Raw genomic sequence first — 15,181 nt, 5'->3', positions numbered from 1 at the left:
ATATACAAAAATACGATATAAATAATCAATAGGAAAATATAGCAAAAATAAGGTATAGTAGTATTAAACGACTTTCATCCAAAAGGGGACTATACAAGTATGATCAAGCGGACCATCAAAAAAGAAGTACTTGACAGCAAACATCTCGATGAAACAAAAGAAATACTGATTTTTCTTCCCGAAGAAGAGCCATCATCCGTCCGGGAATATCCGCTGGTCCTTCTTCATGACGGGCCTGATTACTTCAACTTGGGACGCGTGGTGACTCAGGCCACCCAAATGATTGCAAACGGGGAGCTCCAACCCTTTGCCATGGCAGCCATTCCGGTGGACAAAAAGAAACGGATCTCCCAATACTCCCCTGTTGGAAAACAACAATCCGGACATATCCAAATGGTGATGGAAGAACTCCTCCCTTTGCTCCGTGATAAATATCCCGTCTCCCGGGAAAAAGAAAAGTTGGCGATCGGCGGTTCATCACTGGGTGGAACGGTTTCGTTGCACATTGCCTTGCAACATCCGGAACAGGTGGTCAATGTCTTTGCCCAGTCGGGGGCCTTTTTGGAAGAAACCTGTGAAGAAATCCTGCAGCAAGACACGCTTTCCCATTTGCGCATCTATCAATCGGTCGGAACCTCTGAAACGAAAGTTCCCACCCATATGGGGGATCTGGACCTCTTGGCCCGCAACCGGGAAGTCCATCGTTATTTAAAGGAAAAAGAAGCCCGGGTGCAATATGCTGAAAAAGACGGAGATCACACCTGGGGGTTCTGGCAACGGGATCTCCCGGATGTCTTAAAAACCTTTTTTTCTTCCTGAATCATAAAAACAGCCATCCGTGTGCCTCACAGATGGCTGTTTTTTTATGGGATGCTTCCATTCATTTTCACTGTCTTGCTTCAAATACTGCTTCCGCAACTGCTCCCGCCCGAAGAGTCGCTGCCTGTGCCACTTCCCGGATCACTCCCCGAATTCGATCCTGTGTCACCGGCTCCGCCGCCTTCCCAAAGATACTCCGTGCCGGAGGATTCGGGATAATAGCCTGTTCGTTTTTTGGCGTAAACGACGGAACCATGATCGTCTTCCAATGATTTTTTACAGAGCTCATGGTATTTTTCGCCGAATGCATCGGCATGGTTTAACGAAAGGAAAATCGCGCCAAGAACCGGATCGCCCTCTTTGAACGGCCCGGAATCTTTTTTGAAATGGCGGCGGAATTCTTTGATGGAGGTTCCTTGATTCACCACATGCTTTTCGACTTCTTCCCGTTTTCGTTTCAAAAGCCGGATCATGTTTTCAATGACACGGGCTGCCGGTTCCAAATTTTTAACAGTGTGTGGATTAAAGTATTGATCCTTTAATTCCAGATCCGAGCAGCGCTTAAAGTCATCCAAAAGTGCTTTGGAAAGCGGTTGTTGAAAAAAAGCTCCCCATGTATGGCGGCTGTACGGGGTCGGGCGAAACAAAAGCAAATACACCAAATCAAAAAAACTTCTCTCGCTTTCACTCACCGTTTGCCCCGGCACATTGGGCTCATGATGCAAAGTCGTCCCCAGGAAACGGTTGGAAAATTCCTCGTATTCTCTGGTGAACATCAGCATTTCATGCCAAATCTCATCGACTTCATGGCTGTACATCGGCGCTTTTTTCAGGATGGCTGTCATGATTAAGTATCGTTTCCACTCAAAAAAGCGGTTTTCCCATTCGGTCAAACTGATTTTATATTCACGGATCACGCGTTCTTTAACCCGTTCCACATAACTTTCTTGAAGTGAATGTTCCAAATGTTGTACCAGTGCTTGAACGTCCTCCTCAAGTTCCTGCCGGGGCTGGACCCCGAGATTTTCAAGCACATAACTCTTTTTATGGTTTACTTTTTTCGCCGAGCGATACAAGACATTCACAATGATCGACGTGATGATAAACAAAGCCACCAAAAAAAAGGCGATCAATTCCATTCCTTCACCATCCTTTCACTTTTATTTTAATGAAAATAACCCCTGCCGCCTATGTACATATAAAAAAACTCCCCTATCTTTCACACAGGGGAGATTTTGTGAATTTAATCCACAAAACGGTCATAAGCATCCGTCAGGTTTTTGGCGATTTCCTCAAGCGGAACATTTTCAATGTCGTGGCGATGCACCATGTGCACCAGTTTCCCGTCTTTTAACAAGGCAAAAGATGGTGAAGACGGGGGCATTCCTTCAAAATATGAACGGGCCCGTTCCGTGGCTTCCCGGTCTTGTCCGGCAAAAACGGTATACAAGTGATCCGGAACTTTGTCATGTTTCAAAGAAAGCGCCACTGCCGGGCGGGCCAAACCGGCTGCACAACCGCAAACCGAGTTCACCGCCACCAAGGTGGTTCCTTTGGCTCCTTCCCCCTGCAGAGCTTCATCCACTTCTTCCGGAGTGCGGAGCTCTTTGAAACCGACACCGGTCAATTCATCACGCATATGTTGAACCATCTGCTGCATTTGCAGAATATAGAAGTTTTCACTCATTTCCAACCCTCCTCCCCACTATTCTATCCCAATCGGGAAACAGAGAAAAGAAACATTTACCGATTGTCCACTTTTTCGGGATACAGGTCATGCAGCGCCAAACGCTGTTCGGCGATTTTTTCCCACCGGGTTCCCGGTTTTCCATAGTTCACATAAGGATCGATGCTGATCCCGCCTCTGGGCAAAAATTTCCCCCATACTTCGATGTATTTGGGATCCAGCTTCTCAATCAAATCCTTCATGATCGTGACAATGCAGTTTTCGTGAAAATCGCCGTGATTGCGAAAACTGAACAGATACAACTTCAGCGATTTGCTTTCCACCAGTTTTTGATCCGGAACATAGCTGAGATAAATGGTCGCAAAGTCCGGTTGACCGGTAATCGGACATAAACTGGTGAACTCCGGGCAGTTGAACTTCACAAAATAATCCGTCCCCGGATGACGGTTGTCAAACGTCTCCAACAAACCGGGGTTGTATTCGAAATGGTAAGTGGTGTCATTCCCCAACGCTTTCAGGGACAATTCCTCTTTCGACTTGTCGCTCATGACTTTTCCTCCTGTTCATCCACACGTTCAAAACGGGCATAAGCTTCATTGGTCTCTTCAACCTCAACCCATTTGCACCGGGGTTGATTCGATTTTTGCCGGCACAAGCCTTCAATAATCCGGAAAAACACCTCCGCCACTTTCTCGGTGGACGGGGCCACTCCGGTTTGCTCGGGATCAAACTCCGGAAAATCATTTAAGTAGTGGTGGTCATACTTTTTCTCGATGGCATGTTTCACTTGCCGGAAATCGATCAACATATGCTTTTCGTCCAACTCAAACCCTTCCACACAAAAAGTGACCTTATAGTTATGTCCGTGAATTCTTTCACATTTCCCGGCCCCCGGAATGCTGTGGGCGCAGGAAATCCAAAAGTGTTTCACCATCGTGTATTTGCCGCGCATGTTTATCACCTTAATTGTTCAGGGATTTTTTTATAAGCAATGGGATCCGTCGCGTTATTCTCTTTAAAACCTTTCAAGCGGAGCAGGCAGCTGTCGCATTCCCCGCACGCTTCCTCTCCCCCCAGATAACAGGAAGTGGTCAGTTCATAAGGAACGTTCAGCTCAAGCCCTCTTTTGATGGTTTCCGCTTTACTCAAATGAATCAGCGGCGTCCTGATCTCCATTTTTTCGGAAACACCCATTTTGGTCGCCAAATTGACCGTTTCACTGAAAGAACGGATAAATTCGGGGCGGCAGTCGGGATAACCGCTGTAATCCACCGCACTCACCCCGGTATAAATCCGTCTGGCCCCGATCACTTCCGCATAAGCCGATGCCAGTGACAGGAAAATTAAATTGCGGGCAGGAACATACGTATCCGGGATGTCTTCTTCCACTCCCCCGGTCCGGACTTCCATTGTCTGATCCGTCAGGGCACTGCCGCCAATCTCGCCGAGGAAAGAAACGTTTACAATTTTATGCCGGTGGCCCACCCCGTAGTGTTTGGCGATTTTTTTGGCTTGCTCCACTTCCCTGTCATGGCGCTGGTTGTAATAAAAGGTGATCGGATACAGTGCATAACCTTCTTCGCGGGCAATGCCCATGCACGTCGTGCTGTCCAATCCGCCGCTCAACACAATCACCGCTTTTTCTTCCACCCGTTTTCCCTCCTGTCATACCCCGCGCAAGTCGGGATCCCAAATCATTTTGTGCATTTGCAGACTCAATTTCACCTGTGTCAATTGATGCTTCAAGATCAAATCCACCAGTTTTGCCGGTTCCATTGATTCCCACACCGGACTGAACAAGGGAATCCCTTTTTTCATCTTGGTCTGGACGACTTCTTTGGCCACCTTGAAGTCCTCTTCCCCGGCAATCACAAATTTGACCTCGTCGTCATCGTTCAAACAGTCGAAATTCTCATCGATCATCCGCTTGTTTTCGCCGCTTCCCGGCAATTTATAATCCAAAATGAACCGGACTTTTTGTCTTGCCGCTTCATGGTTTTGCCTTAACTCAGCAAACGGCTTCAAATGGATCGCGCCGTTGGTTTCAATGTGAATGTCCTCGATATGGTCAATCTCAGCCAATGCTTCAATCAACCGTTCGGATTTATATCCATGCATCAACGGCTCACCGCCCGTCAGGCAAATGAACCGGTGCGGAAACTTTTTCACTTCCTTTACGATTTCGGAAACCCGTGCAAAATATTCCGGTTTGGAAGGGGCGTAGCTGTAAGGTGTATCACACCAGGTACACCGTAAGTTGCAATTAAACAACCGTACAAACGTGGTGGGAAATCCGGCACGGGTCCCTTCCCCTTCAACGGTTTGAAAAATTTCCACCATCGGAAGTTTGGGATCTTTTATGGATCCGGAATCTTGTTGCAAAGGGGCACCTTCTCTCCTGCAAAAAATATAGACATCACAAAAATTATATTCTACTTTGTCATGCTATCAAAAGCAAACGTTTTCGGGCAAGCGATGCTTTGGTCATCTTTCTGCAACACTCCACTCCACATTGGCTTTTTCCAGACATTCTTTCCAATGATCCGGCAAACGGTCCGTCACCAAAAGATCAATATCTTCCAAACGGCAGACTTGATAAAAAAACTGCTTTCCAAATTTTGTGTGGTCAGCCAGCACAATCACTTGTTCCGAACAGGCAATCATCTGTTTGACAACCTGGCCTTCCTCTTCATCCTTGACAAAAATCCCGTCCTTGGTGATTCCCCCGCCGCCCATCAAACACTTGTTCACCCGGAACTCCTGCAAATGGCGGATGGTCGCGGCTCCATGAATGTACCGGGAATGCGGGTCAAAAACCCCTCCCAACACATGCAGTTTGACCCCCTCTTTGCCGGACAGGATATCCGCAATGTCGATGGAATTGGTTACAACCACGACATTTTGCGCTTCAAGGGCTTGCGCGGCATATTGCACCGTTGTGGACGTATCCATCAAAATATGGTCGCGGGGGTGGATGTTTGCCGCGGCCAGCCGTCCGATCTTTGCTTTGGCTTCGCTTTTCTGTCCCACACGTTTCTTATAACTGTCGACTTCTTTTTCAAGAACCGGCAAAATGGCTCCGCCCCGTGTGCGGATGATGGAATTTTGTTCACTCAATTTCACCAAATCCCTGCGGGCGGTGTCACGGGAAACCCGAAACATCTCGCAAATCTCTTGAACGCTGATCCGGTGATGTTTTTTTAGATGGCGCAAAATCATCATCATTCTTTCTTCCTGATACACCCCTCGTCCCTCCTTTCCGTCCGGCGTTAAGCGATCATAAGCAATTATAAGACATAATACTCGACATCCGCGCCAGTATTGCTTATAATTACTTAAAAAGAAGCTCACAGGATCAGCGGGAATGGAGCGTGACCTTCAGCGGGCGTGATCTTTCCCGTTCTCTACATTTTGTCAGCCCGAGAAACCTCGGGCCTTTTTTGTTCAATCTCCTATCATTTTCCCCATTTTTCCTGCCGCTTCCATCATATACGGGACAAATTGCTCCATCTTGTCCACATTCATCCGGGAAACCGGACCGGACACGGCCAGCGCCGCCACCAATTTTTCCCGGCGGGAAAAGATCGGGACCGCCACTGCGGCTGTTCCGGCTTCCCTTTCTTCGATGCTCACCGCGTAACCGTCTTTCCGGATCTGTTTCAGTTGGTTCAGGTATTCAGACTTTTCCACATGGTCCGGCCATTCGGATTCGGCCAGCACTTTTTGCAACAGCGCCGGCTCCGCAAATGCGACCAGAACTTTACTGGAAGCTCCGACGGTAAGCGGCATCCGGACCCCGACCGGGGCCACCCGGCGAATTGCCTGATTGCTCTCGACAGCCTGAATGCGGATCCGCTCGATGCCGTCATAAACATACAAACTGACGGTCTCATCCAATTCATCCCGCAGCCGCTCCATTTCCGGCAAGAAAAGCACGGCGGGATCCTTGGACCGGTTTAAATGGGCGGAAAGCTCCCAAATCCGGAAACCCAGCTGATATTTTTCGGTATCCGGGTCTCTCTTCACAAATCCTTTGCTCTCCAAGGTGGCAAGCAAACGAAACACCGTGCTTTTGTTCAGCCCCGTGCGTTCGGCGATTTCTGTCATCCCCAGCCTGGTTTCATCCACAAAACACAACAAAATATCCAGTGCACGCTCAGCTGCTCGGACTGTCGATTTTTTTTCTCCACTCAAAATCAAGTCTCTCCCCCGTGTTTCACTCTGTGAAACTCATTTTTCAAATATTATACTCCTCTCTTTTCCATTAGAAAACGGAAATTTTGACAGAAAACAAAGAGATCGGTCTTTTCATGCGTCGTTCCAAAAGAATAAGACGTCTGACTTGTCCGTTTTTTTGCATTTTTTATAAAGAGTCTATACAAGTTTAAAAAAACATTGTATAATGAAGACGAATTTAGAACTTAGTTTCATCTGATGAAACAAGACGTCTCCCTCAGCGTGCCTTATTCCTTGCACTTTTCCCGCTTTTCATTCAGCCACCGCTGATGTGAAAGCTTTTTCATCTTTCTTCAAAGGAGGTTTTCCCATGGCAAAAGACTTATACAATGTGCGCTCCACGTTAAAAGTGGGCAACAAAGAATATGTTTACTATCGTCTGGACAGCTTGGAAGAACAAGGGATCGGAGAAATCTCCCGGTTGCCTTTCTCCATCAAAGTGTTGCTGGAAGCTGCCCTTCGCCAATATGACGGGAAATCGGTCACCCAGGAACATATTGAGCAGTTGGCTTCCTGGACCCAAAACAAGGATAAAAAGGAAATCGGATTTAAACCGGCCCGCATCGTTTTGCAGGACTTTACCGGTGTGCCGGCAGTCGTGGACTTGGCGGCATTGCGCTCTGCCATGAGCCGGGTGGGCGGCGATCCAAAACGGATTAACCCGCTGATTCCGGTTGACCTGGTGATCGACCATTCGGTGATGGTGGATCGTGCCGGAACTGAAGATGCACTGCAATACAACATGGATCTGGAATTCAAACGGAATGAAGAACGCTACCGCCTGCTTCGCTGGGCTGCTGAATCCCTTGACAATTTCCAAGCGGTTCCGCCCGCAACCGGAATTGTCCACCAGGTGAACTTGGAATACCTGGCCCGTGTCGCACAAACCCGTGAAGAAAACGGGGAAACAGTGGTATTCCCGGATTCCCTCGTCGGAACCGACTCCCACACCACCATGATTAACGGACTCGGCGTCGTCGGTTGGGGCGTTGGCGGAATCGAAGCGGAAGCCTGCATGTTGGGGCAACCATTGTACTTCATCACCCCGGATGTCATCGGATTCAAATTGACGGGGCAACTTCCGGAAGGGGCAACCGCTACCGACCTCGCGCTTACGGTCACAGAAATGCTCAGGAAGAAAGGCGTCGTCGGCAAATTTGTCGAGTTCTACGGTCCCGGCTTATCCAACCTGAACCTTGCTGACCGGGCCACAGTGGCAAACATGGCGCCGGAATACGGTGCAACAGTCGGTTTCTTCCCGGTTGACGAAGAATCCTTGAACTACCTCCGCACTACCGGACGGGACGAAAACCTGATTCAACTGGTCAAAGCTTACTATCAGGCACAAGGCTTGTTCCGGACCGATGACACTCCGGATCCGGTATTCACGGACACCATTGAACTGGATCTCAGCACGGTGGTTCCAAGCCTGTCCGGACCGAGACGCCCGCAAGACCGCATTGAACTGAACAAAATGAAAGAAGCTTGGAACGAAACCTTGCGCAAGCCGATTGATGAAAGCGGCTTTGGTCTGACGGAAGAAGAAATCAGCAAATCCGTGCAAGTCACCCGCCAAAATGACCGTTTTGACCTGAAACACGGTTCCGTGGTGATTGCCGCCATCACCAGCTGTACCAACACGTCCAACCCGTCCGTCATGGTGGGAGCCGGTTTGGTGGCGAAAAAAGCCGTCGAAAAAGGTTTAAGTGTACCGGCTTATGTCAAAAGCAGTTTGACACCCGGTTCCAAAGTGGTCACCGAATACCTGGCCCAGGCCAATCTGCTGGAACCGCTCGCCAAACTCGGCTTTACCGTTGCCGGTTACGGATGTGCCACCTGTATCGGAAACAGCGGGCCCCTCGCAGACGATGTAAGCAAAGCCATTGAAGAAAACGATTTGACAGTGGCTTCCGTTCTGTCCGGAAACCGGAACTTTGAAGGACGCATCCATCCGCTGGTAAAAGCCAATTATCTGGCTTCTCCGCCGCTGGTTGTTGCTTATGCGCTTGCCGGAACCGTCAATATTGACTTTGAAACCGAACCGATCGGTCACGGCAAAGACGGCCAACCCGTCTATCTCAAAGATATCTGGCCGACTTCCCAAGAAATCAGCCGGGTCATGAGCGAAGCCATCAGCGCGGAACAATTCCGCAAACAATACAGCCGGGTGTTTGACGCCAACGAGCGCTGGAATCAATTGCCAACTCCCAAAGGCGTTCTCTACGATTGGGACGAAAACTCCACCTACATTCAAGAACCGCCGTTCTTCGTGGATATGTCGGTGGAAGCGGAAGAAATCGCTCCGATTCAAGACGCCCGTGTTCTCGCTCTGTTGGGAGATTCCGTCACCACGGACCATATTTCGCCGGCCGGAAGCATCGCCCCCAACAGCCCGGCAGGGAAATATCTCCAAGAACATGGCGTCAAAGTAAAAGACTTCAACTCATATGGTTCCAGACGCGGGAACGACCGGGTCATGACACGCGGAACCTTTGCAAACATCCGGATCCGGAACCAAATGGTGCCCGGTTCTGAAGGCGGAGTGACCGAACATGTTCCGAGCGGGCAAGTCATGTCCATTTATGATGCGGCCATGAAATACAAAGAAGAAAACACGCCACTCGTCGTGATTGCCGGAAAAGAATACGGCACGGGAAGCTCTCGTGACTGGGCGGCCAAAGGAACCAACCTGCTCGGGGTAAAAGCTGTCATCGCCGAAAGCTTTGAACGGATTCACCGCAGCAATCTGGTCGGCATGGGCGTATTGCCGCTTCAATTCAAAGAAGGGCAAAGCTGGAAAACATTGAACCTGACCGGAAAAGAAACCATTGACATCCTCGGCTTGAATGATGACATCCAACCGGGGCAATGCCTGACGGTTCGCGCCACCAAACCGGACGGCGAGACCACGGAATTTGAAGTCACCGTCCGCCTCGACAGCGTTGTGGATGTGGAATACTATAAAAACGGCGGCATCCTGCAAACGGTTCTGCGCCAAATCTTAAAAGACAACCAATAAGCTGAATAACCCGAAACAAAAAACCTCCCGGGACTTTCCCGGGGGGATTTTTTTGGGGACAAACGGCGGGGAGATCCAACGACAGGCTCAATCTTTGGCTTCCATCCACATTCCTTTGACAATGGCCGATTTGATGATCCAGCGGTCTTGATCCCGGATGCAAGGAAAGCGAATATCCTGCTCGCGATGGTACAAATAAAGGTGGCGGTCGGTCTCCAAGATCACCTGGCTCTCCCGGATCATCCGGTCAATTTCATGTCCGGAGATTTTTCGGTTCAAGCGTTCTTCCAGCCGCTTCCGCAAATGATAGGAAAAATGGTAAGAACGCGTTTCAAAGATGTTCCCTCCCTTGGCTTAATTCTTTCAAAAAATGGTAAACCAAGTCCCTTTGAAACTGCGGAAGCGTTCTCATCATTGCCTTTGTAAATTGATATACCCCCATTTCCCGGACCATGTCCTTGATAATGGTTTTGGACTCTTCCGACACAACGCCGAATTCTTTGGAAAGGTCTTGAATGATTTGATCCACTTCGTCTTGCGGAACCTCTTTTTTGGGGAGTTCATTTTTGACATTTTCCAATAATCGAAAAGGATTGTCTCTTTTATCCATATACATCAAACTGAACTCTACTTTATGGTCTTCCTTCACTTGCCGCACCTCGGCATCCATCACCTGGTTGACTTCCACGGTCACCCCGTCGGGAATTTGGGATATATGGATCAGTCCCGAAGCCATATGTTCATCCTTGGTCACGACAAAGGCGCCGTAATCCATGATCCGGGTGATGCGAACCTTGACTATATCACCAACCGCATAAGGCAGCGGAGCTTTCCTGTCGCTATGTAGGAACTTGTCGATCCGTTCATCAATGCTCATTTCCGCTCTCCTCCCCCTCAGAAACGATTTTCATTCCATTATAAATACAGATACGAAAAAAGGGCAAAGTGATTTCATTGTCCACGCTCTTCACACCCTCGCCCTCGTTTCATTTATACAATATATTCTCTCTCTTCGCTGAACGTCATTAAAATTAAAAGTGATGTTCTTTTCTAAGATAAGAAAAAGCTTGCATCGCTTCGTACCAAGCCTGTACCGTTCCCTCCGTGACACCGGATGTCAAAATCTTTCGACTCCCCAGGCGCCTGCAAGCTCCCGATTCCAACAACATCAAATCATTTGCGCATTCTGCCAAGTCCATGTCTGTGGTGGTCGCAAACAAGGTAATTTGTCCTCTTTTGCGTTTTTTCAATTCGTGCATCAACAAATAACGTCCCCATGGATCCAATCCTTCCGTCGGCTCATCCATGATCCAGATCGGGGCGGGCACAATCAGGCTGCGGGCCAACAAAAACCTTTTCAAAACCGCTCCGGAAAGTTCGTACAGAGGCACTTTCCGATAACCGGCCAATCCCCATTTTGCAATGATTTCCGCAATTTTTTTCCTGGGATTTGGAACGCGCATCAACTGCGCATGCATGAAGAGTGAAGACTCGATGGTGGTATCCTGGTTCAACCGTTGGACATGCGGGGTATAGTGAATCAGTGATTTGAGAAAGGAAAGGTCTGAAAGGCCGGAATGCAACATTTTCCCTTTCGACCAGACAGGCGGTTCTTTTTTATGGGAGAAAAAAACAATCCTGCCGTCATCCGGAACCATTTTCAGGGCGGTCAGCTTCAACAACGTTGTTTTTCCCGAACCCGCAGGGCCCAACAAGGCCGTCACCCCTTCCCGGACGGAAGCGGAAAAATCTATGAGCCCCGTCATCCTCATACGTGAAACCTGCGCCTTTTGACCAAAAACTTTCCGCACGTGATGCCACTCTATTCTCAATTTTCATGCACCCTTTCTCCAACCTCTCACAGGTACAAAAAACAAAGATCTTTTCCAAGGATTTTCACATTCAACCAAAAATGGAAGATATCCCCTGATTCAGGGTTTGTTTAATTTAAGTATAACGGACAAAAAATATCCTGTCTAAAATGAGGATTGTGAATATATTGCAAAATCGTGACAAAAAACCTTCAAAAATAACAGATTCCAACCGAATGGGGATCCCGTTTGTTTTTCTTCTTCTTTTATATAAATTTATTCTTTGGCGATTGACCTCCCGTGAAATCTGTGATAGCTTGAAAGGGACAGCAACTAAATAGGGTCAAAAAACGGGAGCTTGGAGTCAGCCAGGCTGAGAGGGCGGAGAATTCTGCCGCCGACCGTGTACCTGATCTGGGTAATGCCAGCGTAGGGAAGATGACGGGACTCGTGTCCCCTCATCGTTTTGATCACTTCCCCGATCCATACGCATCAGGTGTATGGTTTTTTTGTGTCGTATTCGCCCTTCGTCCGTTTTGGCCACTGGTTGCAATCACCAAAGGAGGGCAATATTGATGGAACGTTATTTCTATCCGAACAGCAAAAAAGTTTATGTCAAAGGGTCCAGACCCGATCTCCTCGTTCCCATGCGGGAAATTTCCCTTTCCCCCACCACCGACTGGCGCGGAACCCGTGCCAATGAACCTCTCCGCATCTATGACACAAGCGGGCCTTACACCGATCCGGAAGCATCCATTGATTTGAGACGAGGATTGCCAAAATTGCGAAGAAACTGGATTTTGGAACGGGGCGACGTGGAAGAAACCAAAGGCCGCCCGGTCCAGCCCGTCGACAATGGATACCGCTCGGAGGAAAAGGCAAAAACGCTTGAATCATTTCCTCATCCCAACAAACACCCGTTAAAAGCAAGACCCGGAAAAATCGTCACCCAGATGCATTATGCCAAAAAGGGAATCATCACGCCGGAAATGGAGTTTGTCGCCATTCGCGAACAGTTGGATCCCGAATTCGTGCGGCAAGAAGTCGCCAGCGGCCGGGCCATCATCCCCGCCAATATCAATCATCCGGAATCCGAACCGATGATCATCGGCAAAAACTTCCATGTCAAAATCAATGCCAACATCGGAAATTCCGCGGTTTCCTCTTCCATTGAGGAAGAAGTTGAAAAAATGACCTGGGCCACCTTATGGGGAGCCGATACCATCATGGATTTATCGACCGGAAAAAACATTCACAACACCCGGGAATGGATCATCCGCAATTCACCGGTTCCGGTTGGAACTGTTCCCATTTACCAGGCACTCGAAAAGGTCAACGGGGTTCCGGAAGACTTGACATGGGAAATTTACCGCGACACCTTGATCGAACAAGCCGAACAAGGGGTGGATTACTTTACCATCCATGCCGGCGTGCGGCTCCATTACATCCCGCTCACGGCCGAACGCACCACCGGAATTGTCTCGCGCGGCGGTTCGATCATGGCCGCATGGTGTCTGGCCCATCATGAGGAAAACTTTTTATACACACACTTCCGCGAGATCTGCGAAATTCTGCAAGCTTATGACATTTGCGTTTCTCTCGGTGACGGCTTGCGTCCGGGATCGATTGCCGATGCCAACGACAAAGCCCAATTCGCCGAACTGGAAACGCTGGCGGAACTGACCCAAATTGCATGGGAACACGATGTGCAGGTGATGATCGAAGGACCGGGACATATCCCCATGCATAAAATTAAAGAAAACGTGGATATTCAGCAAAAACTGTGTCAAGAAGCTCCTTTTTACACCCTGGGGCCGCTGACCACGGATATCGCCCCCGGCTATGACCACATCACGTCTGCCATCGGTGCGGCGATGATCGGCTGGTATGGCACCGCCATGCTTTGCTATGTGACTCCGAAAGAACATCTGGGGCTCCCCAACAAACAAGACGTAAAAGAAGGGGTCATCGCATATAAAATCGCCGCCCATGCCGCCGATCTGGCCAAAGGGCATCCGGGAGCGCAAAAACGGGATGATGCGTTGTCCAAAGCACGGTTTGAATTCCGGTGGGTGGATCAGTTCAATTTGTCCCTGGATCCGGTCCGGGCAAGAGAATTCCATGATGAAACCTTACCGGCCGAGCCGGCAAAAACCGCCCACTTCTGCTCGATGTGCGGCCCCAAATTTTGCAGTATGAAAATCACGCAAGATATCCGGGAATATGCGGACAAACAAGGATTGACCCTGGAAGAGGCCGCCAAAAAAGGGATGAAAGAAAAAGCCCGGGAATTTAAGAAAAAAGGCTCTTCCCTCTATCAATAATTCCGGTCAAGGGAAAAAAGACCCACCGGTTCATACATCGGCTGCCGCCCCAACTTCGTCTCATAGCACGCAATTTGCCGGACCCGCCATTCGATGTTTTGGAAGATGGAACTCATCCCGGGCGTCAGTGTAAAGTTTGGCTGCCGGCATTTGCGGGCAATCGTGACATGGGGGCGGTATGCCCGTTTTTCAGCCGGAAAGCCGAGCGGTTCCATCGTCCGGACCACTTGTTTTTGCAAGCGGTACAAAGCGTCAAGATCTCCCGAAACACCGGCCCACAAAATGCGCGGCTGATGTTCCCTGCCAAACGTCCCGAGACCGGACAGTTTTAAAGAAAACGGTTCCGTTCCTTGGGCACAACGGGGCAAGGCGCTTAAAATTTGTTCTTTTTTCTCCGGGTTGACATCGCCCAAAAATTGAAGCGTAATATGGTAATCCTCTTCAAAGACCCAGCGGGAAAAATCGCATTGTCGCTTCAACATGTCACTTCCCCGGGCCAAATGCCGTTTCACTTCCGGCGGTAATTTCACGGCGATAAACAAACGGGATTCGTGTGCCATCCCCGATTCGACCTCCATTCCATGCTGAAAAGGCTCAGCGGTCATCGCCGAGCCTTTTTTGCATATGGATTTATTGGTTCAATGCTTTTTTGGCGGCAAGAATCGGCGCTTCATAATCCGGATGATTGGTGGATTCCGGTACGTATTCCACATAGACGATCTGATCATTTTGATCCACCACAAACACGGCCCGGGCCAACAAACGCATTTCTTTAATGGCGACACCGTAAGCCGTTCCAAACGACAAATCGCGGTGATCGGAAAGAGTTTGCACATTTTCCACACCGGCCGCCCCGCACCAGCGTTTTTGGGCGAAAGGCAGGTCCACACTGACGGTCAGTACTTTCACCCCGTCAATGCCGCCCGCTTCTTCGTTGAAACGGCGGGTTTGCGCATCACAAACTCCTGTATCCAGAGACGGAACCACACTGATAATCCGGACAAACCCTTTGCTGTCCGCAAGTGTGACTTCGGACAAATCATTTGCCAACACTTTAAAATCCGGGGCTTGGTCCCCGACTTTCAACTCCGGGCCAAGCAAAGTGACCGGGTTTCCTTTAAATGTTACAGCACCTTTTCGTTCGATGGCCATGAGCATTTCCTCCTTTAAAAAGTCATCTTCTTTATCTTAACACTGTTTGAAAACAAAAAAAATAAACATCCCCCTTCACAAATGGAAGGGGCTCTGTTTCTCTGTCGAAAAGGCCCGTTTTTTTCAAAAATCG

The 15,181-nt window shown here is 49.1% G+C and carries 16 protein-coding genes; 3 read left to right on the top strand and 13 right to left on the bottom strand.

Annotation, left to right across the window (positions count from 1 at the left end):
* Positions 1-99 precede the first annotated feature (99 nt).
* Entirely contained in the window at positions 100-819 is a 720-nt protein-coding gene (locus NYE37_RS03425) for an alpha/beta hydrolase (protein ID WP_198050842.1), read from the top strand.
* Positions 820-899: 80 nt separating this feature from the next.
* Here NYE37_RS03425 and NYE37_RS03420 read toward each other — a convergent pair whose 3' ends face one another.
* From NYE37_RS03420 to NYE37_RS03385, 8 genes are all read right to left on the bottom strand, one after another.
* Complete coding sequence (locus NYE37_RS03420; protein ID WP_037996292.1) at positions 900-1,958, bottom strand: hypothetical protein; 1,059 nt, start codon at positions 1,956-1,958, stop codon at positions 900-902.
* 104 nt (positions 1,959-2,062) lie between these two features.
* On the bottom strand, positions 2,063-2,506 hold the full coding sequence (locus NYE37_RS03415; protein ID WP_037996295.1) for a BrxA/BrxB family bacilliredoxin: 444 nt from the start codon (positions 2,504-2,506) through the stop codon (positions 2,063-2,065).
* 56 nt (positions 2,507-2,562) lie between these two features.
* Positions 2,563-3,054 carry a preQ(1) synthase gene (queF, locus tag NYE37_RS03410; RefSeq protein WP_037996297.1) on the bottom strand — a complete coding sequence of 164 codons (492 nt, stop codon included), beginning with the start codon at positions 3,052-3,054 and terminating at the stop codon, positions 2,563-2,565.
* The gene (locus NYE37_RS03405; RefSeq protein ID WP_037996299.1) at positions 3,051-3,458 is read right to left on the bottom strand and encodes a 6-pyruvoyl trahydropterin synthase family protein; all 408 of its coding nucleotides are present in this window, start codon (positions 3,456-3,458) and stop codon (positions 3,051-3,053) included. The genes queF and NYE37_RS03405 overlap by 4 nt, the downstream gene beginning before the upstream one ends.
* 5 nt (positions 3,459-3,463) lie before the next feature.
* Positions 3,464-4,156, bottom strand: coding sequence for a 7-cyano-7-deazaguanine synthase QueC (gene queC, locus NYE37_RS03400; RefSeq protein WP_037996301.1), 693 nt, complete (start codon positions 4,154-4,156; stop codon positions 3,464-3,466).
* Positions 4,157-4,171: 15 nt separating this feature from the next.
* Positions 4,172-4,888 (bottom strand): 7-carboxy-7-deazaguanine synthase QueE, encoded by a 717-nt coding sequence (locus NYE37_RS03395; RefSeq protein WP_329605872.1) that lies wholly within the window; start codon positions 4,886-4,888, stop codon positions 4,172-4,174.
* A gap of 102 nt (positions 4,889-4,990) precedes the next feature.
* Positions 4,991-5,749 carry a DeoR family transcriptional regulator gene (locus NYE37_RS03390; protein WP_198050843.1) on the bottom strand — a complete coding sequence of 253 codons (759 nt, stop codon included), beginning with the start codon at positions 5,747-5,749 and terminating at the stop codon, positions 4,991-4,993.
* A gap of 201 nt (positions 5,750-5,950) precedes the next feature.
* On the bottom strand, positions 5,951-6,700 hold the full coding sequence (locus NYE37_RS03385) for an IclR family transcriptional regulator (RefSeq protein WP_037993182.1): 750 nt from the start codon (positions 6,698-6,700) through the stop codon (positions 5,951-5,953).
* 352 nt (positions 6,701-7,052) lie between these two features.
* On the opposite strand from NYE37_RS03385, the gene acnA reads away from it, so the two are divergent.
* Positions 7,053-9,761 carry an aconitate hydratase AcnA gene (acnA, locus tag NYE37_RS03380; protein WP_062843298.1) on the top strand — a complete coding sequence of 903 codons (2,709 nt, stop codon included), beginning with the start codon at positions 7,053-7,055 and terminating at the stop codon, positions 9,759-9,761.
* A gap of 87 nt (positions 9,762-9,848) precedes the next feature.
* Here the strand turns inward: acnA and NYE37_RS03375 are convergent, their stop codons facing one another.
* The 3 genes from NYE37_RS03375 to NYE37_RS03365 form a co-directional block, all read right to left on the bottom strand.
* A complete protein-coding gene (locus NYE37_RS03375; RefSeq protein ID WP_037992942.1) occupies positions 9,849-10,040 on the bottom strand; it encodes a hypothetical protein in 192 nt (63 codons plus the stop codon).
* Positions 10,041-10,092: 52 nt separating this feature from the next.
* On the bottom strand, positions 10,093-10,638 hold the full coding sequence (locus tag NYE37_RS03370) for a S1 RNA-binding domain-containing protein (RefSeq protein WP_049720534.1): 546 nt from the start codon (positions 10,636-10,638) through the stop codon (positions 10,093-10,095).
* A gap of 154 nt (positions 10,639-10,792) precedes the next feature.
* Positions 10,793-11,527, bottom strand: coding sequence for an ABC transporter ATP-binding protein (locus NYE37_RS03365; RefSeq protein ID WP_340711771.1), 735 nt, complete (start codon positions 11,525-11,527; stop codon positions 10,793-10,795).
* 620 nt (positions 11,528-12,147) lie between these two features.
* Between NYE37_RS03365 and thiC the strand changes: the two genes are divergently transcribed.
* Positions 12,148-13,896, top strand: coding sequence for a phosphomethylpyrimidine synthase ThiC (thiC, locus tag NYE37_RS03360; RefSeq protein ID WP_049720536.1), 1,749 nt, complete (start codon positions 12,148-12,150; stop codon positions 13,894-13,896).
* Here thiC and thpR read toward each other — a convergent pair.
* Both thpR and tpx read right to left on the bottom strand, forming a co-directional pair.
* Positions 13,890-14,456, bottom strand: a complete 567-nt coding sequence (thpR, locus tag NYE37_RS03355; RefSeq protein ID WP_037993185.1) for an RNA 2',3'-cyclic phosphodiesterase — start codon at positions 14,454-14,456, stop codon at positions 13,890-13,892. The two genes, thiC and thpR, sit on opposite strands and share 7 nt — an antisense overlap.
* Before the next feature lie 70 nt (positions 14,457-14,526).
* Positions 14,527-15,054: a thiol peroxidase gene (tpx, locus tag NYE37_RS03350; protein ID WP_037992946.1), complete on the bottom strand. Its 528-nt coding sequence runs from the start codon at positions 15,052-15,054 to the stop codon at positions 14,527-14,529.
* Positions 15,055-15,181 lie beyond the last annotated feature (127 nt).

The organism is Thermoactinomyces sp. FSL K6-2592, assembly GCF_038006465.1.
Lineage (GTDB): Bacteria > Bacillota > Bacilli > Thermoactinomycetales > Thermoactinomycetaceae > Thermoactinomyces > Thermoactinomyces vulgaris.
Note: the sequence above shows the minus strand (reverse complement) of the source record. Positions and strands in the feature narration are given on the sequence as shown.